General features: G+C 52.2%; 17 protein-coding genes and 2 tRNA genes. 10 read left to right on the top strand and 9 right to left on the bottom strand.

Translation table 11 applies throughout. The features are described 5' to 3' along the window. Nucleotides 1-140: 140 nt before the first annotated feature. Together AABA21_RS19025 and AABA21_RS19020 are read right to left on the bottom strand one after the other, a co-directional pair. Entirely contained in the window at nt 141-743 is a 603-nt protein-coding gene (locus tag AABA21_RS19025) for a DUF1003 domain-containing protein (protein ID WP_338252958.1), read from the bottom strand. A gap of 172 nt (nt 744-915) precedes the next feature. Continuing rightward, complete coding sequence (locus tag AABA21_RS19020; protein WP_338252956.1) at nt 916-1,632, bottom strand: SRPBCC family protein; 717 nt, start codon at nt 1,630-1,632, stop codon at nt 916-918. A gap of 727 nt (nt 1,633-2,359) precedes the next feature. On the opposite strand from AABA21_RS19020, the gene AABA21_RS19015 reads away from it, so the two are divergent. After that, on the top strand, nt 2,360-2,560 hold the full coding sequence (locus AABA21_RS19015; protein ID WP_126549160.1) for a hypothetical protein: 201 nt from the start codon (nt 2,360-2,362) through the stop codon (nt 2,558-2,560). Between the two features lie 432 nt (nt 2,561-2,992). Here AABA21_RS19015 and AABA21_RS19010 read toward each other — a convergent pair whose 3' ends face one another. Continuing rightward, entirely contained in the window at nt 2,993-4,204 is a 1,212-nt protein-coding gene (locus AABA21_RS19010; protein WP_338252952.1) for a tRNA dihydrouridine synthase, read from the bottom strand. A 223-nt stretch (nt 4,205-4,427) separates the two neighbouring features. Here AABA21_RS19010 and AABA21_RS19005 point away from each other — a divergent pair, with 223 nt between their 5' ends. Together AABA21_RS19005 and AABA21_RS19000 are read left to right on the top strand one after the other, a co-directional pair. After that, the gene (locus AABA21_RS19005) at nt 4,428-4,847 is read left to right on the top strand and encodes a hypothetical protein (RefSeq protein ID WP_338252950.1); all 420 of its coding nucleotides are present in this window, start codon (nt 4,428-4,430) and stop codon (nt 4,845-4,847) included. A 14-nt stretch (nt 4,848-4,861) separates the two neighbouring features. After that, a complete protein-coding gene (locus AABA21_RS19000; protein ID WP_338252947.1) occupies nt 4,862-5,302 on the top strand; it encodes a CHRD domain-containing protein in 441 nt (146 codons plus the stop codon). Between the two features lie 77 nt (nt 5,303-5,379). Here AABA21_RS19000 and AABA21_RS18995 read toward each other — a convergent pair whose 3' ends face one another. Continuing rightward, the gene (locus AABA21_RS18995) at nt 5,380-6,027 is read right to left on the bottom strand and encodes a glucosaminidase domain-containing protein (protein ID WP_338252945.1); all 648 of its coding nucleotides are present in this window, start codon (nt 6,025-6,027) and stop codon (nt 5,380-5,382) included. A gap of 273 nt (nt 6,028-6,300) precedes the next feature. On the opposite strand from AABA21_RS18995, the gene AABA21_RS18990 reads away from it, so the two are divergent. Beyond that, complete coding sequence (locus AABA21_RS18990) at nt 6,301-7,512, top strand: acyl-CoA dehydrogenase family protein (protein WP_338252944.1); 1,212 nt, start codon at nt 6,301-6,303, stop codon at nt 7,510-7,512. A gap of 86 nt (nt 7,513-7,598) precedes the next feature. Here the strand turns inward: AABA21_RS18990 and AABA21_RS18985 are convergent, their stop codons facing one another. The 5 genes from AABA21_RS18985 to AABA21_RS18965 form a co-directional block, all read right to left on the bottom strand. Beyond that, nucleotides 7,599-8,339: a hypothetical protein gene (locus AABA21_RS18985; protein WP_338252942.1), complete on the bottom strand. Its 741-nt coding sequence runs from the start codon at nt 8,337-8,339 to the stop codon at nt 7,599-7,601. 504 nt (nt 8,340-8,843) lie between these two features. Then, entirely contained in the window at nt 8,844-9,971 is a 1,128-nt protein-coding gene (locus AABA21_RS18980) for a glycosyltransferase (protein ID WP_338252940.1), read from the bottom strand. A gap of 1 nt (nt 9,972) precedes the next feature. Continuing rightward, a complete protein-coding gene (locus tag AABA21_RS18975; RefSeq protein WP_338252938.1) occupies nt 9,973-11,589 on the bottom strand; it encodes a sugar transferase in 1,617 nt (538 codons plus the stop codon). A gap of 20 nt (nt 11,590-11,609) precedes the next feature. Continuing rightward, nucleotides 11,610-12,788 carry a glycosyltransferase family 4 protein gene (locus AABA21_RS18970; RefSeq protein ID WP_338252936.1) on the bottom strand — a complete coding sequence of 393 codons (1,179 nt, stop codon included), beginning with the start codon at nt 12,786-12,788 and terminating at the stop codon, nt 11,610-11,612. A 373-nt stretch (nt 12,789-13,161) separates the two neighbouring features. Continuing rightward, nucleotides 13,162-14,466, bottom strand: a complete 1,305-nt coding sequence (locus AABA21_RS18965) for a zinc-binding metallopeptidase family protein (protein ID WP_338252933.1) — start codon at nt 14,464-14,466, stop codon at nt 13,162-13,164. A 251-nt stretch (nt 14,467-14,717) separates the two neighbouring features. Between AABA21_RS18965 and AABA21_RS18960 the strand changes: the two genes are divergently transcribed. From AABA21_RS18960 to AABA21_RS18935, 6 genes are all read left to right on the top strand, one after another. After that, nucleotides 14,718-17,153, top strand: coding sequence for a Stp1/IreP family PP2C-type Ser/Thr phosphatase (locus tag AABA21_RS18960; RefSeq protein WP_338252931.1), 2,436 nt, complete (start codon nt 14,718-14,720; stop codon nt 17,151-17,153). Between the two features lie 205 nt (nt 17,154-17,358). Continuing rightward, a complete protein-coding gene (gene aspS, locus AABA21_RS18955) occupies nt 17,359-19,149 on the top strand; it encodes an aspartate--tRNA ligase (RefSeq protein ID WP_338252929.1) in 1,791 nt (596 codons plus the stop codon). Between the two features lie 496 nt (nt 19,150-19,645). Then, nucleotides 19,646-20,065, top strand: coding sequence for an ArsR/SmtB family transcription factor (locus AABA21_RS18950; RefSeq protein WP_338252927.1), 420 nt, complete (start codon nt 19,646-19,648; stop codon nt 20,063-20,065). Nucleotides 20,066-20,456: 391 nt separating this feature from the next. Then, nucleotides 20,457-20,532: transfer RNA gene (locus AABA21_RS18945), tRNA-Arg, on the top strand. A gap of 129 nt (nt 20,533-20,661) precedes the next feature. Next, a tRNA-Arg gene (locus tag AABA21_RS18940) sits at nt 20,662-20,737 on the top strand. Nucleotides 20,738-20,959: 222 nt separating this feature from the next. Beyond that, nucleotides 20,960-23,461, top strand: coding sequence for an ATP-dependent Clp protease ATP-binding subunit (locus tag AABA21_RS18935; RefSeq protein ID WP_338252925.1), 2,502 nt, complete (start codon nt 20,960-20,962; stop codon nt 23,459-23,461). Nucleotides 23,462-23,482: the final 21 nt, after the last annotated feature.

Here is a 23,482-nt window from a genome sequence, read left to right as displayed (position 1 = left end):
TTTGGAATAATTAAACATTACCATCTCATTTCGTAGAAGTCAAGGGTTTTTCCATGGAATTTATGAGCACTTTCTTATTCATATGCTCCATAGTCAGTAGCGATGGAGCCAGTTCGCATGGTTTTTTATGCAGCAACGGCTCAAAAAAGAGATTGCCCCTCGTTCACTACATCTTCATAATTTTGTTGGAAGGTAGAGAGGACCTCGGCTGGATCCGCACTTTCCTTCATCACTTCCGCCTGGGGATCACGACGATTTTTTACCTGCGGAGTATCCCGGCGCAGTTCTTCAAGCAGCTCAATGACTTTACTGACCTTGCGTTCGACCAGTAAAGACATCTCAAGATCCAGATGAGAGCGCTGGTCATTCAATCTTCCCTGTCGATTCTGCGTGATGAGAACCGCTGTCGTTGTCAGTAAGGCGATAAAGCTCACCATCCCCTGCAGATCTGAAAACGGAGGCGGGTCCAGTCGCTGCAGCCCAAATATTGGACATATAATGTTATAGATGATCCAGCACAGCACAATGAGCATAATGGCGTAGAGGGTATATGGTCGACCGAGAAGATTATAGGTGACCCTCTCAATTAAGTGCTGGTGTCGATCGGCTTCGCGCTCGGCTGAGAGGCGGATAGACACCAGGCTATCGATATCTTTTTCAACGATATCTAGCAGTTTGGTAAGATTTTTCTCGTCCTGCTCTATATCCTGTGGTTGCTGTGGTTGTTGCTTTCTTTTGCTCATAAGATATGAACGAGCCCTCTTTCTACTGGTTGATAGGGGTTATTGCCATTGCGAATGTTTCTATGTAGCCCTTATTATATCTTCCTGGGGAGGTAATGGGAGGAAGTGTAAAGAAGGAGCAGACACGTTCAGACGTATCTGCTCCTGGGAACGTAGAAAGTGAGCCGATGGATTAGTAGTTGCTGTCGCGAGCTCTCTCGCTGCGAGTGGTGGTGTCAGGGCTAACGGTGTTCGGCTCGACTGGAATGGCGCCGGTGTCGATATCGTTGGCGGCCAGGCGATTGTTGGTAGTGCCTGTGATATCCCGATCCATGGTAGGCATACCGGTGGAGGTGCGATTGTAGCTCGCATCTTCCTGCATGGTCTCATTCTGCCGGCCGGTGGTGCGACCTTTGCTGGCGGCGCTATCCTCATGGAACAGGTAGTTGGAGGATGTGGGATCCAAAGCGCCGGCCGGGGCCTGGTTGACCATCTCACCAAAGTGGGTCAGGTCGTGTTCTAATGCCTGCTGGAAGCGGTTGCCCGCGCCCAACTTTTCGCCCGCGTCACCCAGTACACCTGCGGGAGGATTGTAATTGATGGCAACATTGACCTGCGTCTGGTCGCTGGAGACTGGCGTAAAGGTCACTTTACCGAAATTCTCCAGACCATTGGTCGAGCGCCAGCCGATCTGCTGATCGGGTATCCACTCCTCGTTGACCGCATCCCACTCATGTTGTCCGACAACGTCAGCTACCCAGTGGCTTGATTGGTCATCATGATAGGTAACCTCTTTGACAAAGCTCATGAATTTAGGGAAGTCATTGAAGTGGCTAAACAGCGCATACACCTGATGGACAGGAGCATTGACCGTAACTTCTGCACTGTGGGTTGAATAGTTCTTTGCCATATATATCCTTCTTTCACTGAACACCTGCACCCATGGCAGGAAGTAAAACGTACAATTCGTGTTAATCATGCGTTACCAATCTAACAACATCCCTTTTTATACGAAACTGGTTTCTGGATGGCTTCAAAATGTTCCAAACTGTATAGTTATATATTTACCTTTGCTGTAAAGCCAGGGTATGGTAGTCAGGAGTACATGGACTAAAGGGTATTGTGCCAGCACATATGATCATAACAACAGGGTGCTACTGGTTAAGAAACACAACTTTTAGCAAGGATCTAAGCACAGAGGTACCTGTTTGTTGTATTGTCTGAAAAACCCTGGTATTATGCTCACGGAACATATAATTTGCAGAAAAAAAGAATCGAACTATCATCCTACGTAGATCCAAATATTACCCAGAAAAGGGTAATCGAACCATCACACTACGTAGATCCGGCCATGACCCAGGTGGATAAAGGTTTGTCGAGAAGTAAAGTAATTCTGTAATACCACAGTGCTGTGTATCACCAGGAAGAGGTAGGGGGGCGTGCAAAACTCTGTTGGCGTCTCGTGTAATATAAACATAGAGTCAAGCACAACCACGTGCTCACCGATGTAACCATTGAGCATGTGCTTACGTAGTAAAAGGTAGTATGAAGAGGCGTTTATTCTTGGTGAGACACTGTTTATATAGATTGTCCCATTGGTAGTATCTGAATTCTATGCTTTGGAGAGGTAACACGCAATGTCAATTGGAACCTTGGAAAACAATTTGAGCCGCGCTCTAGAGCTGCTGGGCGGCTCTATTGATCCCGAGATTGTTGAAACGTATCCATCGCTCGAAGCACGTATTTTAGCGCAGGCTTTGGAGAACGTTGAAATTGCCGAACAGCGTTTGCGCGAAATCCAGAAACTGGTTGGCGAGATCGAGGGCGTTCTCGTCTAACCGTATTCAGGCGGTTTTTATTCAATACACAGCCACTGCGATCTCTACGTATACATATCCCGTCTCCAAAGTTGGCGCATCCTATGGGATATGTCCCAATGTTTGTTTGATACCTGTAAAGCCGTGTCACCCAGGGTGGTTGTGAGCACGTTATCCCTTGTGATCTACCCAGAAACTGTGTCTCATGAAGAAAAGCCTGAGCAAAAGAAGAGAAGAGTATTCATTATGAATGAACGCTCTTCTCTTCCTTTTGGGGGATGTGTTTGGGTAGTTGGAGAATTTCACGCCTTCGGCGCAGGAGCACCTATGCGCCTCTGCACGGGCGTCCGCTGCGCGAACGCACTTACTTATATATTGGTGCATCGGGAGCGCATCTGCGCGCCCGATGCACCAATATATAAAGTAACCCTTGAGCACCGCAGGTGTGAAAGATCAGGCGGTGCAGCTGAGGTCCAGCGAGGTGTCGTGGACTTCGATGGGTGGGGCCGCCACGACCGCCGGGTCGTCGACCTCCTCTGGCTGGTCGAGGGCGCGCTGGATGATCTCTTCTACCTGGGTCAGGTTGTTGATGCGTACCAGTTCGTTGCGCACACGCTTGGCTCCGGGGAAGTGTCCCAGGTACCAGCCCATGTGTTTGCGCATCTCGACATAGTGGTCCTGCCCCTTCATCCTGGCGTGCGTGCGGGCATGCTCGAGGGCCATTAGCAGGCGCTCTTCGCGTGTAGGTATGACATCGGGCAGATTCTCTGGTGTTGGCTTGATGTCCTCATGCAGCAGTTTCTTGAGCAGCTCTTTGTTTTTGAACAGCCACGGGTTCCCGAAGGTTGCGCGTCCGATGAGCACCCCGTTGACGCCCGTGGTGCGGATGCGTTCAGCCGCCTGGTAGAGACTATGGATATCTCCATTTCCGAGAATGAGTGTGTCCGTTTTGCGTACGACCTCGGCGGCGCTGGCGATAGCATCCCAGTTCGCCTCGCCCTTGTAGTGCTGTACCAGGGTGCGCCCATGCAGTGAGATGACCGCGGGCTCCAGCTCCAGCAGCTCTTGCATCCAATCTCTGACCACGATTGAATCGTAGCCCAGGCGGGTCTTTACCGAGACCGGTAGCAGGCGGCGTTCATATACGAGTGGCTCTCCCCACAGGCGCGCGCGATCCTCATTCATCTGACGAATGCTGCGGATACGCGCCGGGTCCATCTCCAGATCTTCCAATGTCTGTCCGTTGGCCCAATCGCGCACTCCCTGCTGCGTCGCGCGGATAATCGCCTTCGCCGTCTCGGGAAGGCGGATCAGGGCCGCTCCCCCGCCCTTATTGGCGATGGAACTGGCAGGGCAGCCCATATTGATATCAACCCCGTCGAAGCCCAGTTCGCAGACCACGTGGGCCGCTTTATAGAAGTATTCCGGGCGACAGCCAAAGATCTGCGCCACCACAGGCCGCTCGGCGGGTGTGTACAGGAAGTCGCGGAAGATGCGCTCACTTCCACGCCAGAGCCCCTCCACGTTGGTGAACTCGGTCATCACAATATCCGGGCGCCCGTGCAGGCCATGCATGGTTCTGCATGGAGCATCGGTCACACCATCCATAGGGGCCAGGCCAATAATAGGTTGTGTTAATGTATTCCAAAAAGATGTTTGCTTCATGTTTTTCGTCTACTTTGTTGGTGCAACGCCGAAAGAAAGAAATGTGCGTCACCCTCTTCACTATCAGTTCTTGATGACTATTTGTCCTTCTATGATACATGTTTTCCTGCCCAGTGGTCAATCTTTTCACCCTCCTCTTGCATTTAAAAGGTTAAATTTGTCAGTATAATGGTGAAAAGCTATAATAGGTGCGCAGGAACATAAATATGGGAAAGGAGACAAAATGCTTACAAAAAAACTTGTTAAGCAAAATTTTATCCATTTTGCCCTGTTGCTGGGAGCCGTTCTCGTGCTGCTCTCGGCATGTGACTCAGGTAACAACCCCAATGGATCTGCTGGGGCGACGCCAACCAGTGCGACCGTGAACTCGGCCAGCGCCATTATACGGCACAGCCCATCTGGTACAGTTGAGCTGATGTGGGATCATACATCTCACGTGCTGACCGTTCATATGGCTTTAACGGGGCTGACACCCAAAAGTACCCATCCAGCACATATCAACGCAGGCAGCTGTAAAAATGGCGGCAAACTCGTGTATAATCTATCATCCGTCAAAGCTACGCAGATCGGTTTCGCTGATGTGATTACGCGCGTGAAAGATGTGACGGGGGGATTCCTGAGACTGGCTGGTATATCGATGTAAGTAACGGACCCGCTATGGATACCAGCGCTCAGGCGATGCCGATTACCTGCTCTAATGTCTTTAATCCAACTGTTTCAACCAAACTCTCACAGAACGTCCAGGCGACGATGGCCAATGCTTTCGCGCCCAATCAGTCCGCCAGTGGTGATGCACAGTTGACTGTGAACAATCATACGCTCACAGTCGCGCTCAATTTGAAGGGATTAACACCAAATTCGAAGCATATGGCTCATATTCATATTGGGAGTTGTGCGAGCCAGGGCGCGATCAAGTATGATCTGAAACCCGTGGTTGCCAATGCGGCCGGTGATGGAACCTCTACCTCTATCATTCCCAATATTAGCTCCATTCCGCGCAATGGCTGGTACGTCAACGTTCACCAGGGCGCGACAAGCGTCAAGTCACAAACAGACAACGATCCATTTGCCTGTGGAGACATTACTTCGCTCCACTAAGTCATATGTACGCTACTTACCGCTATCTCAAAGGGAGCCAGGCCGCCGGTCAGCGGTCTGGCTCCCTTTCTGTATGGTCAGGAAATATCTACTGTGCCGTTGCGCCAGCGATCAACCATATATTCAACAGAGCTGATGTATTGTTGCTCATTATTATTATCGCTGTCGGGAGCATAGACGGGGATAATTTGATCGACGGTAGTCAGGCCCCAATTCTGAATGTATTGTTTTGAGATGAGCTGATACCAATCATCAAAGCCTTCCTCCCAGGTGTCATACTTGCGATATCCATCATAGCTGGGATGGCCATCGGTAGCACGAATATTGCCGAGCGAATGGGTGATGCTGGCTACCCCTTGCGTCCCCAACTGGCTCTCCTGCATGAAGAATGCCAGGGCATAAGCGGGATCGATATTATATTTAACACCGTCATCGTAGAGTGCCTGACCCTTGCCCTGGGCGGGTGAATGGTAGTGAGTGAGCACTTCATTGATGAAGTCAGCGCTGATCGTCGGTTTTCCCATGACGTTATAGGGGCCAGCGGATCCATTGAGCCGGGATGCGAGGTGGGGAGCCAAAGTAGAGACGAGCAGACTAATGATGCCGATGCCGATTGCTACACAGGCCACAACGACCACAGAAAATCGAAAGGCAGAAGAAAAAGTCATGCGTGGTCGTTTTTTGCGATAGGTTGCGCGATAGACCCTTCGTTTAACCTTAGGCATGTTAATCCTTCCTGGACGTTATATTAATAATATATTTTAATGCATATATCCCTATTACGGTAGGGCTGTGGGAGAAGTTGTATAGATTGGTGCGGCCGGGGCAGGGGCGCCCCTGCCCGGCCGCACCAATCTATACAACTTCTGATAGTTATGTGTTACTGGTCAGCATATAACGGTGAATATACGCTATAATAAAAGGGCTGACGAGATATTTACTGTTGAATAGCTCGCTGTATACACATGGACAGGCATTGTCTGGAGAGGAACGATTTTATGACCGAACGGCCCCCCGTAGCCAACCCCCATGGAACTGCACAGGCGCCGCTGCCTGCGGCAACCGATTTATATGCGCTCGACACACTCTTATCCGATGAGGAGCGCATGGTACGCGATACCGTGCGCAAATTTGTAAGTGAACGCGTCATGCCGGTGATTGGAGAACACTTTGAGGCCGGCACTTTCCCACGTGAACTGATTCCCGAAATGGCCGACCTGGGTCTGCTGGGAATGCATTTAGATGGTTATGGCTGCGCAGGCCTGAGCGCTGTCTGCTATGGCCTGGTCTGCCAGGAGTTGGAGGCGGGCGATAGCGGTATCCGCTCATTTGTGTCGGTGCAGGGCTCGCTGGCTATGTTTCCTATTTTTGCCTTTGGTTCGGAGGAGCAGAAGCAACGCTGGTTACCGGCGATGGCCAAAGGTGAGGTGATCGGCTGCTTTGGTCTGACAGAGCCAGATATTGGTAGCGACGCGGGCAATATGCGCACCACCGCGCGTCGCGATGGCTCCTCCTACATCCTTAACGGCAACAAAATGTGGATTACCAATGGCGGTATTGCTGATGTGGCGGTGGTGTGGGCGCGCACAGAAGATGGTGTACGTGGCTTCCTGGTCGAGCGTGGCACCCCTGGTTTTACAACCAGTAATATTCATCGCAAGCTTTCACTCAGGGCCTCTGTGACTTCTGAGCTGCATTTTGAGGACTGCCGTGTGCCGGCTGAGAACATGCTGCCCAATATCCGAGGGATGCGCGGACCGCTATCCTGCTTAAATGAAGCACGGTTTGGTATCGCCTGGGGAGCAGTTGGAGCGGCGCGGTCCTGTTATGAGACGGCCCTGGATTACGCGAAGACCCGCGAACAGTTTCAGCAGCCCATTGCCCGCTTCCAACTGGTTCAGCAGAAACTGGTGACGATGGCGACCGAGCTCGTGAAGGCCCAGTTGCTGGCTCTACAACTGGGGCGCCTCAAGGACCAGGGGCTGCTGCATCCCGTGCAGATCTCCGTCGCCAAGCGCAATAATGTGCGCGAAGCGCTGCATGCCGCGCGCGAGGCCCGCACGATCCTGGGCGCCAATGGTATTACGCTTGAGTATCCCATTATCCGCCACATGAACAACCTGGAATCGGTCTTCACCTATGAAGGTACTGACGACATCCATACCCTGATCATCGGCCAGGCCATCACTGGAGAAAGCGCCTTTTCCTAAGTCATCAGATGGCAACAAAAAATGTTGTAGGGGTGAGGCCCGCCTGGCGGGCCTCACCCCTACAACATTTTTTGTTGCCTAAAAGATTATTTACTGCAAGCCGGTACAGGTTGGCCGGGGCCCATATTGTTGCTATAATCGGTAACTTTCCAGGTGCCGTCGTCAAGATCTTTTTGCAGCGTAACCTGCAGCTTGTAGGGGACCGTGGTTTTATTCTTGACGCGCTTAATGGTATAGGAGTAGATCTGGCTGTTATCGGTTACTTGAGCGCTATTCGCGATTTCGCTGTAGTCTTGCACCGGCCCATAGCAGGTATCAAGAATTTGAGCCTGTTTGGTGAACTGGTCCTGTGACGTCCGAATCGTAATCGCGGGCCCGAGATCTTTGTACGCCTGGCCATAATTCTTTGTGTTCAGGGCATTCAAGAAATCGGCTGCGGTGTTGCTTGCGGGCGCGCTGGCGAATATGCCTGTAGCCAGAAAATAACCGACCAGTCCAGCTACGATGGCTAAAATAAGAAAGATTCCCCCAAACGTTAAAATACGTTTGCGCAGTTTCTGAGGAGCTGGCTCCTGGAGGGTAGGACGTGGCACGCGAGTTGTTTCAGGGGGCGTGTCTACCCGTGCCATGCCTTCTGGGCGCCTGGGTATAGCGCGATGCTCACTGGTCTTTTGCGAGATCACCTGTTGAATGGCCTGATGCTTACTGGTGCCCTCATCGGGATTGCGTAAGACCGCGCGCTGTTTACTTGTGCCATTGAGAGAGGGAAGGCCCTGAGTTGGTGGTTTTTTAAACGATCCACTCTCCTGATTCTCTCGTTCGTGCATGCGTTTCCTCCTCATAAGTCGCAAATTTGTTTTGATGTGCCCGGCGGCCAGCGGGCTGGCAATGTCGCGCAGCGGATGCAAACACTGCCAGGACTGGCCACGAAATAATTTTTTATGTTAGAGTGCTCAATCCGCACTGCATGCTTTACGTATGGAAATAGCAGAGTACATCTATCTTTTTTTAGTTTACTCCGCAATCCAATAAACCTGTTTTACTATAAAGGCTCCAATTTCCACTGTCAACCAGATGTACTTAGTTGCTAGGAAGCCGGGCAAAATTTCGCACCTGTGGTGCTCATGTGGTGAGTAGGTGGGGCAGGGGCGCTGCAGCGCCCCTGCCCCACCTACTTAAAACAGGTATCTGAGCACCTGCGGCACTCAAAAGTTCTATGGTTGTTGGTGCATCGGGGGCTCATGAGCCCCCGATGCACCAACAACCATAACCAGTGCGGCCGCGCAGCGGACGCCCATGCGCCCCCAATAAGAGGAAAGTAAGATACGTTCTCAATATTTATTGGCTGATAATACTGGCGCCACCTTACCCTCTTGCATCTTGGCTTCAATAAACTGGAGGATGCGCCGGTTAAAGCGCGAGTTATCGAATTCGAGCGCGTGATTATGGATCACCTGTGGATCAAAGCGGCGCTCATCAAAGGTTGCCAGAACGCTTACCAGGCTCTCTACCGTCTGTTCCTGGAAAAAGACGCCCGTTACGCCATCAATGATGGATGCCAGGGCGCCTCCGGCTCCGTAGGCGATAACTGGACGGCCGCAGGCCTGGGCCTCCAGCGGCGTGATGCCAAAGTCTTCTTCGCCAGGAAAGAGGAAGGCGCGACAATGCTGGAAGTAGTAGATGACCTCTTCATCTGAGAGCCGCCCCATGAAGCGAATGGTGGGACCTGCCAGCCGCTTCAGGCGCTCCTCATCGCGGCCCCCACCGATGATGACCAGTGGTAGTTGGAGGCGATTACACGCCTCGATCGCCATGTCTAACCTTTTATACGGAATGAGGCGGCTAACGGCCAGGAAATAGTCTCCTGGCAGCATATCGGGCTCGAATGGGAAGCGTTTCGTATCCACCGGCGGTGGAATATAGGCGGCCTCGCGCCGATAATATTTGCGGATCCGTTCGGCAATCGCGGGCGAGTTGGCGATAAAATGATCTACCCGCTGTGCGCTGGTCTGGTCCCACACGCGCAGGCCGGTGATTAAAAACGGCAGCACGCCACGGGCCACTTTCCCCAAATGTTCACGTTCAACGTATTCCTGATAGTTCCAGCACCAGCGCATAGGGGTGTGGCAATAGCAGATGTGCATTGTTTCCGGCCGCGTAATCACCCCTTTAGCGAAGGCGCTCGAACTGCTCAACACCAGGTCGTAGCCGCGTAGATCCAGATTCTCCATCGCAAATGGATAGAGCGGCAGGTAGGGCTGATGATGCTTTGTCACCAGGGGTAATTTCTGCATAAATGACGTGCGAATATCCATCTTCTGGAATGCGGGATCGACACGTTTAGGATCATAGATTGAGGTATAAAGAGGCGCCTCTGGAAAAATCTCATGAAACGCCAGTGCCACACGCTCGGCCCCCCCCATTTGATTGAGGTAGTCATGCACTAATGCTACTTTCACGTTAATACGCTCCTCTGCTGAATAAGATGGCTGGAATGGTGCGCAGAAGGATCTGTATGTACAGGCGCAGGGACCAGTTCTCAATATAGTAGATATCCATCAGCACGCCTTCATCGAAGCTGATATTGCTGCGGCCGCGTACCTGCCAGAGACCGCTGCAGCCGGGTTTGATCGCCAGGCGCCCCTTCTGCCACTCCTCATATTGAGCCACCTCGCGTGGCAGAGGGGGACGTGGACCAACCAGGCTCATCTCGCCTCTGAGCACATTCAATAGCTGAGGAATCTCATCCAGGCTGGTGCGGCGAAGAAAGCGGCCCACCGACGTGACGCGCGGATCTTCGCGTATTTTAAAGATTGGCCCCTGGGCCTCATTATGACTGAGGAGCTGAGCCAGGCGTTGATCGGCGTCTTTATACATCGAGCGGAATTTGAACATCTCAAAATGTTTGCCGTTTAATCCTACCCGTTCCTGCTTATAGATGATAGGTCCGGATGATGTAAACGCGATGGCCAGCGCGATAAAGAGGTAGAGTGGTGAACCAATGATCATCCCCAGGGATGAGATGACTATGTCGATTGTGCGCGTGATAATACGCTGTGGCGTATTGAGCGAAGCCTGCCGAATACCCAGCAGTGGAATGCCCTCGATGCTTTCCATATCAATGCGCGAAAGGTTGAGCTCATAGAGATCGGGGATCAGCTTAAAGGAGGCTCCCAGGCGTTCACAGAGCCGTACGCTGCGGATGGCATGATTATTGAGGTGAGAAGGGAGGGCGATAACCACCTCATCTACCTGCATTGAACGAATAACCATTCCAATGTCATCGATGGTACCCAGCATTTTAAAGCGACCAAAATCACCAGGCGGCTCGGTCATATCGTGCAGGAAGCCAACCACGGAAAAACCCAGATTGGGGCTGGCAGCCAGACATTGCATTACCATTTTGCCAAGGCGGCCCGAGCCCACGACCAGCACACGCGTCTCTCCCAGTCCCATGCGGTAGAGCAGACCCATCACACCCGCGACCGCCAGGCGACCGGCGATCAGCACAACAATCGTCGTAAACCAGATAAACGGAATTAACAGGCGTGAATTGGGTATCAGGGTATCGGGATCATACTGATTGTTATTTTGAAAAAAGAAAAAGTACGTGATTAAAAAGGCCATCCCGATGGTGGTCGAGGTTATAATTAACCAGGCCTGGCGGAACGAGTTACCTGTGAGGCGGATATGATACAGGCGACGCACCGCAAAGATGATGATTAATCCCGCGATCACGCCTGCCCACAGCGGCATATATGAGGAGAATTGCTGGTTATTATCAGGGGCCGCGCCGGTATAATAGCCAAAGATCTGGAATTTTAACCCCTCCAGCATCGGGTTATGCAAAAGTGTTTTAAAGCGCAGGCGATAGGCACCGTAACAGGCCAAAAGGGTCAGCAGCATATCGAGCACGACCATAAAGATGGTTTCGGCGATACGCCAATGGCGACGTATAGACCTGCGTTCAGAGATAACCTTCGTGATTGGTCCTGTTGCTCCGCCCATTTCATGTGTTACCTCGGTTGTGGTCCTCGCGGCTGGCGCTGATTCGTTGTTCTGTATAATTCGAGCCATATATTTTATACTATCTCATACTATTGAACAAACGTTATACGTTGTGAATGATGTATTTTGGCAGCCATTTCATATGCTGCGATCGTTTTTTCCGCCATGGTCCGGGCTGAAAATTGTTGAGCGACCATGGTCGCCTGACGCTGACAACGTTCGCGCAAGGTTTGATCGGTCAATGCCTGGTAGAGCGCGGCGCTCAACGCGGTTACATCCTGTGGATCAACACACAGCGCCAGCCCCGCCCCGGCCTCGGGTAAGCTTGATACATTCGAGGTGACTACCGGCGTACCGCAGGCCAGGGCTTCCGCCACCGGAATGCCGAAACCCTCGTACAATGAAGGATAGGCGAAGACGGAAGCGCTTTTATACCATAACGCCTGCTCATCGTCGGGGACAAAGCCGGGGAACAACACATCTTGTTCCAGGCCAAGCTGACGGACCCTGGCGAAGATGGTATCGTAGAGCCAGCCTTTGCCCCCTGCCAGCACCAGCTTTTCACGAATATGGTGTTTCTGCCGCAATTGTGCATAGGCATCAAGTAGGGTAGTGATATTTTTACGGGGTTCTAAAGTACCCAGGTATAAGATAAAACCCTCCCTAACACCATATTTTTCGCGGAATGTATCTAATTTATCTTCTATAGAAACGTTCGAAAAACGCTCGTCGATACACGGATAGATAGCCTGAATACGCTCGTATGAAATTCCTACCAGCTCATGAACATCTCGTTTCGTACTCTCGGATACTGTAATCAGGAGCGCAGCGCGCTTTAAACTTCGCAACGTAAATGTCTGGTGATACAGGCGTTTGGCCGGTGTGAGCACATGTGGGAAGCGCAGGAATGCCAGGTCGTGCAGCGTAACGACGCTCGCGCAACGAGCTGGTAAGAGCTCAGGCCGTACATTGACAGGAGAATGGAGCACATCGATCTGATGCTGGCGGACCAACCTGGGCAGCGTTAATTGTTCCCAGGCGATACGGGCTGCGGGCCTGGATTCGGGCCACGGGGCAGCCAGAAAGGTAATTTGCGGATGGTGTTCCAGCTGCTCAATGACATCCTGTCCATTTACAAATACCGTATAGGTGTGATCCCCCGGCTGCCTGGCAATTTGTGTCAGCAAATAGCGGATATACCGGCTGACGCCACCATTGCGATAGCTCTGACCGTAGGATAACAACTGTGCGTTGATGCCAATGTGCATTCTCGTTGTGTTCTCCTCATCAGACTTCTAACGCCAGTGTATATTACAGAAGATTGGCAAAGATGTTATATAAGCGATGACATTTTCCGCTAGATGTTACTGCTTTATAACGTCTTTGATTTTTACGTGGTCACAATACCTGCTGTTTTGACCCCTGATCCCCCACTTTATTCTCTGCATTAGAAGTATGGTCTACATAGCGCATCTCACAAGCGTGCAGGGTGGAAATAAATAGGAAAGATAGGTATTACCCTGTTGCTCTTGAAGCGTATGCATTTTCTATAGAAAAAATGCGCAGGTAACATGTTGATTGTGAGCAACATGCACATATCTCAGTATACTCTGCTATCCACAAATGGCCTAGTAAATGGAACTAATGGCTTGATCGCTGGTTGGCCTGGTCAGGCGTTGGCTTATCACAACTGGCGAGAAAAAGCACATGTTGTATCATCTGTATACGTAATTGTTCCTCAAGCGTCGCGTCAGATGATACAGGGAGGGCGATCCCCATAGCGGGACACGCCAGCTGGTCGCTAATCAAGGCGTAGCCATACAGGTCGTTCGCCAGTGGCAGCAGTACTGGTGGCTGCCGCGAGGCACCGTCGATCGCCTGCAGCCACCGCTGTACCAGTGGCTCCCTGGCCGAGATAGCGATGGGCCGGCTGGCGGACAACAGACGGCACTGGACGGGATAGGACGTATGGGTAGCAAAGTGATGTTGAAGTTGTGTAAAGATTTTATAAGGATCCTGCGCGGATACGAGGCGGAAATCTAACCTGGCATGAGCCTGTGCTGGTAGAAGATCGCGGTCACCGCTGGTCTGTGGATCTGATGGACTGCTGAGCAGTGTAATGGTGCAGGTAGGCGTGAGCCAGTAGGCGTAATGCTGCCTGACCCCCTCGATATCCATGAGCAGATGTTCGGTGCCCCAGGCCTGTTTAAGCTCTGTACTGGTATCTGGTAGCTGCGCGATGGACGCGACGACCTCATCCTCCGGCGCCTGCAGGTCATCATAAAAACCTTCCAGTAAAATATCTTCACGCGCATCCTTAAGCGCGGCCAGGGACCAGATAAGTTGCCAGGCGGCATCCGGCGCGATGGCCCCGTAGGCGGTTGGGATGGAGTGGTCCGCGGTTCGCAGCGAGACCTCTACCTGTAAATGTCCTTTTATGCCCAGCAGCAATTCAGGTTGTATACCCTCTTTGCCTGTTTCATGTTTTGTGGTATACAGGATACAGTCATCTGCCTGTAACAGGGAGCGATGTTGGGTGAAAAAATGCGCAAGAGCGCTGGCGGATACGTCGTCCTGGCCGTCGATCAGCCATTTGACGTTGAGGGGGAATGGCTCGCGCCGACTACTATAGGCGCGGATGGCCGCCAGGTGTGAGAGCAGAGGAAACGTAGCCTGCTGCATTGCCAGCGATGGTGTATATTTTATATAAAAAAGCAGTGTTTGTGGTGCCTCAACCATATACTCGCCATATAGGATCTGCTGACCCGAGTCAAGGTATTGTACGAAAAAACCATGATGACGCAAAAGTGACAGCCAGATATCTTGTATCTTTGGCGCTGGTGAAGTATAAATTTGAGTAGAGATAGATTGCCAATCATGCAGGTACAAAGGGAATTGCTCATCAAGCGCCTGTAAAAGGGTCTGCTTGATTGACGACAATGGCATAGCTCCTTTGCCCTCCTGGTATGGCGTTGCTAGTACCGCCGTGTATATATCTTGCACGTCGCGGTCTGAAAGAGTATACTCATGTGCAGTGAGCGGTATAAGTAGTAGGTGAGTGAGAAGATCGCAGCCAAAAAATGTGTATTACGTTGCGTTTTTCTCGGTATCGGTGTATTATAGCCTAAAGTTCCAGCAACTGCCTAGTGGGCAGTGCGCACAAATCGAGAGCTACTGAAGTACGGGAGAGAAGCGCGTTGTCCAAACAACTCCGGCTCGATGTCGCACAGCTAACAGACGTTGGCCGTAAACGTCCCCATAATGAAGATAATATGGCCTATGTCATTCCAAGAGACAGCCAGGTTATGGCCAAAAAAGGTGCGCTCTTTATTGTAGCTGATGGCATGGGGGGACATGCAGCAGGGGAAGTGGCGAGCGAAATCGCTGTAGACACGGTGAGCAACGTCTATTACCAAGATGAGGCTGATGATATCCCTCTCTCATTGATGAATGCGATTAAAAGAGCAAATGCGTTAATTCATCAACGGGCGGCAGAAAATATGATGCGTAGTGGTATGGGGACCACCTGTGTAGCGGCCGTGCTACGCGGGGGAGTAGCTTATATCGCGAATGTGGGAGACAGCCGTGCATATATGGTACGTCATGGTCAGGCGAGGCAGATCTCGCAGGACCATTCCTGGGTAGAAGAACAGGTACGTGCGGGCTTACTGACGAAAGATCAGGCTCGTTCGCATGCGCAGCGCAATGTGATTACACGTGCCCTGGGCACGCAGGCCGAGGTTGAGGTGGATGTCTTCACAGAGCTTCTGGAGGATGGCGATACCTTTGTTCTTTGTTCTGACGGGCTTTCGGGTCCGGTGGGTGAAGAAGATCTGCGGGCGATTGTCAATCAATATATGCCGCAAGAGAGCGTGTACCACCTGGTTGAGCGAGCCAATGAGAATGGTGGAGCCGATAATATTACCGCCATCGTCGTTCGAGTCATGGAGGCGGGTGATGATGTGCCTGCTGCTCTCCAGCATCCTGTCCATGTGGGTGGTGGTAACCATGTCGCGGATGAGAGTACCGCCGTCCTGGGTCGCGTGCCTTCATCCTCGCTCGGAGTTTCTACACCGCCGCGTGTTGAAGATGGTCGTATCAACAGTCGTCCTCTGCCGCCGCCTGCTGCTGAACCAGCATTTATTTCTTCAAAAGGGTATACAGCGCCTCACGCCGCGGTGAATGTGCCCAGGCGCAAGCGCAATCGGCTACTACTGCCAACGATCGTGGTCGCGATCCTATTGATAGTGGCCCTAGCGGGAGCGGGTGCGTGGTATTTCTTAAGGCCCTCGGCGGTTCAGACCACGTTAAATAACGCCGATACCTTAATTTCACAGGCAAAGTTGAAGGTATCTTCTCAGCCAGATCAAGCCTTATCCAATCTTACGCAGGCCCAGCAAGAGTTACGCAGCCTGAAGGGCGCCTCGCTCAATCCACAGCAAAGTGATCAACTGATATCTCTGCAAAATAATCTGACTTCTGAGTTTAAGACGGCCCTGACGAATTATAATCAGCGGTCCCTCGCGGTAGGTCTGCCGTGCGTCAATCAGGCGCCGGTTACGTTAAATGCGAGTGGATCAGACATACAGACGAGTTCGTTGGCCACCCTGCAGACCGATAAAGATCACACGGTAAGCTATGTTCTAGGTCTGGATGGCGCGGTCTACCAGGTCAATGACCAGCATACCTTGCAAAAAGTGCCGCTGGGCAATGACAAGATTATCCTGCTGACCAGCGATAACCAGTATCTTTACACCCTGACCTCCGCCCAGCCAAGCGCTAATTATCACCTGCACGCCTACAAATGGCAGAATAACAAGCTGACGGAGAAAGTGAATAATGGCACGGCCATCAAACCCGAACTGGTTACCAATCAGACGCCACTGCTCCTGACGGCCTGGGCTGGTGAGGTGTATGTAATTTCGGCGTCCAGCCAGGCGAATCAGAATCAGGCCACGCTCTTGAATTACAACGTGGATAAGCTCGATAAAGACCCGGCTACAACGCAGATCTCCATTTCTGCCGGCCTGGTGAGCGCGGCCGCCTTACCAAACGGGCAAATCTTTCTCTTACATAGCGATGGAAAGATCGCCAGCCTGCAGGCGAATAGCCCCAAAGCTTTGGAGGCGGGAGTGCTGGTTCAGCAGACGGTGAATACGCCCTGGTCCCAGGACGCGCAGAACTTTAATGCCGCCACTCCGGTGGCGACCCCGACTGCGCCAATCAGCAAATTCCTGAGCATTCCGCCGCCGACAGCGCAGACGCGGCAGTCGCTGCTCTCGGTCGGCATGGTGAATAATGCGGCACATCTCTTTGTGGTGGATAACACAAATCATCGTGTGTTAAACTTTGTGGTCAAAGCGCCCAATAGCGTGGCGGCCGCTGCTACCCCCGCAGCCTCTGCGACTGCTAATAGTATGGGTGGTGGGGTCATCGCGCCGAATAGTAACCTGCCGAGCGCCAGTTTAGAGCAGCAATACGTATCGTCAACACTTGTCTCTGGCGTCAAGGGGACCGCGTTTGATGCGCGCACCAATCATGTCAATCTGCTGGCGGCCGCCCCCAGTTCCGCGGCGACCAATCAGATTGTCATAGATGTCTCTTCAACCGCAGCCTGCCGCCCAAATCCGTAAAGGATTGACGACTGTGCCACAATAGAGAGAATGCAATCTTTTCACTGCTGTTAACTTGCGGGTGCAGCAGTGATTTTTAGTCAGAAGTACGTGGCGGCTGGCGTGGGTATTGATTGATCCCCTCCTTACGAGTGAGCGCGCAAGCCGTTCCATGCGCTGCATGCCGCACCTTGCTTCTGTAACACGTTAAAGGAGTGATACTCACGTGGGTTTTGAGGTGCAATACCGCACGCATACGTGCGGCGAATTAACTGCGTCTTCAGTCGGCCAGGAGGTCAAGTTGGCGGGTTGGGTCAACCGGCGCCGTGACCATGGCGGACTCATTTTCTTAGATATTCGTGACCGCTATGGGATGACACAGGTTGTCTGCGATCCCGAGAAGTCAGCTGAGGCCCATAAAGTGGCGACCGAACTGCGTTCGGAATATGTCGTACAGGTAAGTGGTAAAGTTGTACGGCGCCTGCCTGGAACCGAAAATCCACAGTTAAGCACGGGTGAGATTGAGATTGCCGCGGAGCATATACAGATTCTGAATCCTGCTCGCACGACTCCTTTCCCTATCAGTGATGCTGTCCAGGCTGATGAGATACTGCGGATGAAATATCGCTATCTGGACCTGCGCCGCCCCCGTATGCGCGAGAATATCGTCTTGCGGCATCGCGTGGTGAAAGAGATGCGCGATTACCTGGATGAGCGCGGATTTGTCGAGGTCGAAACGCCTATTTTGATGAAGAGTACCCCTGAAGGCGCTCGCGACTACCTGGTGCCCAGCCGTCTCTATTCCGGAGAGTTCTACGCTCTGCCCCAGTCGCCCCAGCAGTTAAAGCAGCTCTTGATGGTTGGTGGTCTGGATCGCTACTTCCAGATCGCGCGCTGTTTCCGCGATGAAGATCAGCGTGCCGATCGCCAGCCAGAATTTACGCAGCTTGACCTGGAGATGTCGTTTGTCTCTGAAGAAGACGTCATGTCTTTGATTGAGGACCTGCTGATCCGCTTGATTGAGACCAGCACCAAAAAGCGTATCAAGCAGCGCCCGTTCCCGCGCCTGAGCTATAAAGATGCGATGGGCCGCTATGGATCAGATCATCCAGATCTGCGCTTTGATCTGCCGCTGGTAGAGATCTCCGACCTGGCCAGTGCCGGTAATTTTGGTGTCTTTAAGAGCGCCCTTGCGGCCAATGGCATCGTGAAGGGGATTCGCGTGCCGGGCGCGGGCGGCTACAGTCGTAAAGAGGTAGACGAGCTGACAGAATTCGCACGCACGCTGGGAGCAAAAGGACTGGTCTCGCTGGCCATCAATGCGAGCGGCGATATCAAGTCGCCCTTAACCAAATTCATGACGGCGGAAGAGGTGCAGGCTATTATCGATCGTCTGGAAGGCAAAGCTGGAGATCTGCTGCTCTTCGTGGCCGATAGCGCCAAGGTGAGCAACGACGTACTGTTTCGACTGCGCAGCAAGCTTGCCGAGCGCCTGAACCTGATCGATCCCAATGAACTCGCCCTCTGCTGGGTGGTTGATTTTCCGCTCTTCCACTATGATGAAGAGCTCAAGCGCTACGATGCCGAGCATAATCCCTTCTCGGGCATGGACGAAGCCGACATCAGCCATCTGGATACCGACCCGCTCGACGTTCGCGCCCGGCAGTATGACATCATCTGCAATGGCTTCGAGATTGGTGGTGGTAGCGTTCGTATCAACGTCGCTGACCTTCAGCACAAAGTCTTCTCACTCATGAATATGACCGATGAGCAGATCAAAGAGCAATTCGGGCATATGTTGGAAGCCTTTGAGTATGGAGCCCCGCCTCACGGAGGTATCGCCTTGGGTGTTGACCGCCTGATCATGCTGTTCGCCGATGCCGATAGCATCCGCGATGTGATCGCCTTCCCCAAGACCCAGAGCGCCATGGATCTTCTCATGGGCGCCCCCGCGCCTGTCGAAGACAAACAGCTCCAAGAGCTACACCTGTCCCTGCGCCCCGAAGAGAAGCGCTAAGCAGAAAGTTTTCACGAATTAAAACGTTGACGAGGACAGCGCGCCCTGAAGAAAAGCGCTAAGCGGATTCTTGTCCACAAGAGTATAAAACATTGGAGCCAGCGGCGCGGACGCGCCGCTGGCTCCAATGTTTTATACTCTTGTGAGTGCCGTAGGCACGTAGTGTCATGGCCGAAGGCACGAATCTCCAGCTTCTGCAAAAATTGTAACCACATCGATAGAAAAGGGTGGTGATCCTGGCCCTACCATGCCAGGATCACCACCCTTTTCTATGTTTTTCTTCATTATTGTATTAGCATTAATGAATATTTATTTGTCTTTTGCTGTTTTTGGAAAAGCTTAACAAGATGCTTTAAAAACTATAAAAACGAAAAGATGCATATTTGCTGCTAACAATTTGGATAGAGTTCTATAATAATTGTAGGTATGCACATACCATAAGCCACAAATCTATTAGAGGTTTCACATCCGGTTGGGAGGATGGAAGGAGAAGAAAATGACATCGATGAATCAGGGTAATCCGAATCGCACGACCTCAGTTCCAAATGGTGCGACAAACACTGTTGGGATGCTCAACAGACAGACCGCCCCTTTGAACAACCCCAGTGTTATTACACCGAAGTTTGTACCGACATTGACAGAAGAAGATGCTGTTGTGCAGGCACGTTTATTAAAAGCGCTGGCCGATCCAACGCGTTTACGTATCCTGAGTTTGTTGAGCCGTCATGAGGGAGAGGTGTGTGTCTTTGAAATCGTGGAGAGCTTTACGCTGGAGCAGCCGACCATCTCTCATCACCTGCGTATCTTAAGAGATGCTGGTCTGGTGGATTGCCGCAAGAAGGGTTTATGGGCGTATTACTATGTGCGCCGCGAGGCCCTCAGTCGGGCGCGCGATGTGATTGATGGACTTGCATAACCGAGTGCCAGTATAGCAATGCGCGACATCTATGCTATTTAAACGTGTCAATAGCAGCATGTTTTGCAAGCATAAGGGTATTTGCTATAGCTGAATTGATAAACCAGAGCGTTTTCCAGTATATTTTTCGCCACCTGATGTTATGGCTATACATGGTTTCTCATTCTGAATGTCTTACTGAGGGTTCCACATCGCTGGAACCCTTTTTGCCGCATGGCGATATGGCAGGGAAGGCGCCAATCGATACAGACAGGCAAAATTTATGTTCTGGCTGAAAATGTATTGACAAATGCCGGTAGCTCTGATATTATTATCCCCGTCAGTGAGAGACAGTAACAAGGGTTTCTGGTAAACCCCTTGCTTACCTGTCCATCAAGCATACTGATGCTAAGTACCCGTAGCTCAGTGGATAGAGCAACAGATTGCGGATCTGTAGGTCGTAGGTTCAACTCCTATCGGGTACGCCACACATAGTGCTTTGCTCTATGTCTCATTCATAGCGCAAAGCTTTTTTATGTGTAAAGGTCGCTGCTCAAACCTTGACGTTTCTGTGAGGGTCTGCTATACTCTCTGACAGATGTCGAAAGGCAGTATGAGTACCCGTAGCTCAGTGGATAGAGCAACAGATTGCGGATCTGTAGGTCGTAGGTTCGACTCCTATCGGGTACGCCACGCAAAGGACTGGTTGTAAAGCCGGTCCTTTTTTTTGTGCCCTCCCCTCATGATGTATTGCCCGCTATGTTCTATCATGCATCAATCGCTTATCTGTAGCCTGGTAGGACTTTTCCCCCTGATTTACGAACCCTCGACTCATGGCTCTGTTAAAAAAATGCATGATCCCGATATGTATTCATAAGACACTGCGACAGATAGTGACCTCACAAGGAGATAAAGATGGGGAGATACGACAAATATTGCCCGGACGTGCGGCAAGTCATCGCCTTTGCTCGTGAAGAGGCTCAGCGCCTGCGTCATCGCCTGATCGGCTCTGAGCATCTGCTGCTTGGCATATTGAGATTGCAAGACACGCTGATCGAGGGCTTATTTGCGTCCCTACATGTGAGTACCGCCAGCATTACACAGGCGTTAGATTTCGTGATTGGACGTGGAAATAAAGCTATTTTAAGCGAGCCATCCCTCAATGTAGCTGCTCGTGCGACCCTGGCGCGCGCGGAAGAGGTAGCCAGTGAAGGTGAGGATGGGCTGGTGAGTTTAGAGCATCTGTTTCTGGCTATTCTAGAGGAGCAGAATAGCGTAGCGCTGGGCGTGCTGGAAAGCTTTGGTATCCACCTGGATGTGGCTCGTAGCCAGTTCGCCGCCTTAATGAACGGCGGCTACGAGCGCCTGCTGCTCTCGACCCATTATCACACCCGTTACGAGGCCACGCCGGTCCTCAACCAGGTTAGTCGCGACCTGACGCTGGCCGCGCTGGAGAATCTCTTAGATCCCTTGATTGGACGCGAGGCTGAGCTTGAGCGTACCATGCAGATCTTATTGCGTCGCACCAAAAACAATCCAGTCTTGATTGGCCCTGCAGGTGTCGGAAAGACCGCGATCGCCGAGGGACTGGCTCTGCGCATCATTCAGGGCCGGGTGCCGGATGGTTTGTTAAAGCATCGCATAGTGGCGCTCGATGTGGGCTCGCTGGCGATCGGTACCAAATTTCGTGGCGATCTGGAGGAGCGGCTGAAGCATATCTTGCATGAGATTACGACAACGCCGGAGATTATCCTCGTCATTGATGAACTGCATACGCTGGCCCAGGCGGGTGTGGCCGAGGGTTCGTTAGATGTCGCCAATCTGTTTAAGCCTATGCTGGCCCGTGGCGAGTTTCAATGCATCGGCGCGACCACCCTGGATGAGTATCGAAAAAACATCGAGGCCGATGCCGCCCTGGAACGGCGCTTTCAACCTGTGCTGGTCGCTGAAACCACGGAGCAAGAGACCTTGCAGATCTTGCGGGGCCTGCGCGCGCGCTATGAGGAATTTCACGGTCTGACGCTCACAGACGATGCCTTGCAGGCGGCGGTCAAAATGTCCACGCGCTATATCCAGAACCGTTTCCAGCCCGACAAAGCCCTGGATGTCCTGGATGAAGCGGCCGCGCGCGTCTGCGTGCAGCGCTCGTTCTTCCCCGATCAGGTATTGCAGCTACGTGGCTCCCTTGGCGCGGTCCATCATGAAAAGGATTGCGCCATTGCCAGACGAGACTTTCCACGGGCCGCCCATCTCCTGTGCCAGGAGCGCCAGCTGCGTCAAAAGTTATGGCAGGCTGAGCACGACTGGTATGCGTTTAATCAGGAACATGGTATGGTGGTGACGGCGGAGGATATCGCTGACGTGGTCGCCATGTGGACCGGTATCCCGGTAGTACAGATAGCCGGAGAAGAACGCTTTCATCTGCTCAATCTTGAGGGCAGCCTGCATAAACACGTCATCGGGCAGCATGAGGCGGTGCTGGCCGTGTCCAGGGCTATTCGACGCTCGCGGGCGGACGTGCGTGATTGTCGTCGTCCGATCGGTTCGTTTGTCTTTGTGGGTCCGACCGGTGTTGGCAAGACCGAACTGGCACGCGCGCTGGCGGCCACCCTCTTTGGCAATGAAGATGCCATGTTAAAGCTAGATATGTCGGAGTTTATGGAGAGCCACCATACCTCGCGCCTGATCAGCGCCCCTCCCGGCTATGTTGGTTATGATCAGGCGGGGCAGTTAACCGAAACGGTACGGCGGCGACCCTATAGCGTCGTGCTATTCGATGAGATTGAAAAAGCCCATCCCAAGGTGCTTGATCTTCTTCTGCAGATATTAGAGGACGGGTATTTGACCGATGCACATGGCGTGCGTGTCGATTTTCGTCATACCATCATCATCTTGACCTCAAACATTGGCACCACCCATGCGCGGCCGGGGAGAATAGCCTTTAGCAGCCAGCGCCATGAACGGGAAGCGCGCCATGAGGAGTACCTGCGTATGCGGGAACAGATCTTTCAAGGCTTGAAAGAAGCGTTCAGGCCCGAATTGCTCAATCGCCTCGATGAAATGATCGTCTTTCATCCCCTTGAACCTGCCCATCTGCGCGAGATCGTTGATTTAATGATAACGCAGACCCAGCAGAGGACGGCGGCCATCGATATCGAACTACAGGTCACAAATAGGGCGCGCGCCTTCCTGGTTGAGCATGGTTATGATGCCGAATATGGCGCGCGTCCCCTACGACGTACCGTACAACGCTTGCTAGATGATACGTTGGCGGAGGCGCTCCTGCGCGGCTCCTTTCGCGCCGGTGACATCATCCTGGCCGATGTGGTTCACGGAGAGATCATGATCACGGTACAGCCATATAGTGACGCCACCCTGATCGCCAGTATCAATGGGCAGGAGCACGCGGCCGCATAAATAGTCCTGTGAAGGTAGGAT

The organism is Dictyobacter halimunensis (assembly GCF_036245075.1).
Note: the sequence above shows the minus strand (reverse complement) of the source record. Positions and strands in the feature narration are given on the sequence as shown.

Coding starts and splice junctions, on each gene's coding strand:
- AABA21_RS18995 (WP_338252945.1), bottom strand. CDS start 6,027: ATGCCTAAGGTTAAACGAAGGGTCTATCGCGCAACCTATCGCAAAAAA.
- AABA21_RS18935 (WP_338252925.1), top strand. CDS start 20,960: ATGGGGAGATACGACAAATATTGCCCGGACGTGCGGCAAGTCATCGCC.
- AABA21_RS19020 (WP_338252956.1), bottom strand. CDS start 1,632: ATGGCAAAGAACTATTCAACCCACAGTGCAGAAGTTACGGTCAATGCT.
- AABA21_RS18950 (WP_338252927.1), top strand. CDS start 19,646: ATGACATCGATGAATCAGGGTAATCCGAATCGCACGACCTCAGTTCCA.
- AABA21_RS18965 (WP_338252933.1), bottom strand. CDS start 14,466: ATGCCATTGTCGTCAATCAAGCAGACCCTTTTACAGGCGCTTGATGAG.
- AABA21_RS19015 (WP_126549160.1), top strand. CDS start 2,360: ATGTCAATTGGAACCTTGGAAAACAATTTGAGCCGCGCTCTAGAGCTG.
- AABA21_RS19025 (WP_338252958.1), bottom strand. CDS start 743: ATGAGCAAAAGAAAGCAACAACCACAGCAACCACAGGATATAGAGCAG.
- AABA21_RS19000 (WP_338252947.1), top strand. CDS start 4,862: ATGGATACCAGCGCTCAGGCGATGCCGATTACCTGCTCTAATGTCTTT.
- AABA21_RS19010 (WP_338252952.1), bottom strand. CDS start 4,204: ATGAAGCAAACATCTTTTTGGAATACATTAACACAACCTATTATTGGC.
- AABA21_RS19005 (WP_338252950.1), top strand. CDS start 4,428: ATGCTTACAAAAAAACTTGTTAAGCAAAATTTTATCCATTTTGCCCTG.
- AABA21_RS18985 (WP_338252942.1), bottom strand. CDS start 8,339: ATGCACGAACGAGAGAATCAGGAGAGTGGATCGTTTAAAAAACCACCA.
- AABA21_RS18990 (WP_338252944.1), top strand. CDS start 6,301: ATGACCGAACGGCCCCCCGTAGCCAACCCCCATGGAACTGCACAGGCG.
- AABA21_RS18975 (WP_338252938.1), bottom strand. CDS start 11,589: ATGGCTCGAATTATACAGAACAACGAATCAGCGCCAGCCGCGAGGACC.
- AABA21_RS18970 (WP_338252936.1), bottom strand. CDS start 12,788: ATGCACATTGGCATCAACGCACAGTTGTTATCCTACGGTCAGAGCTAT.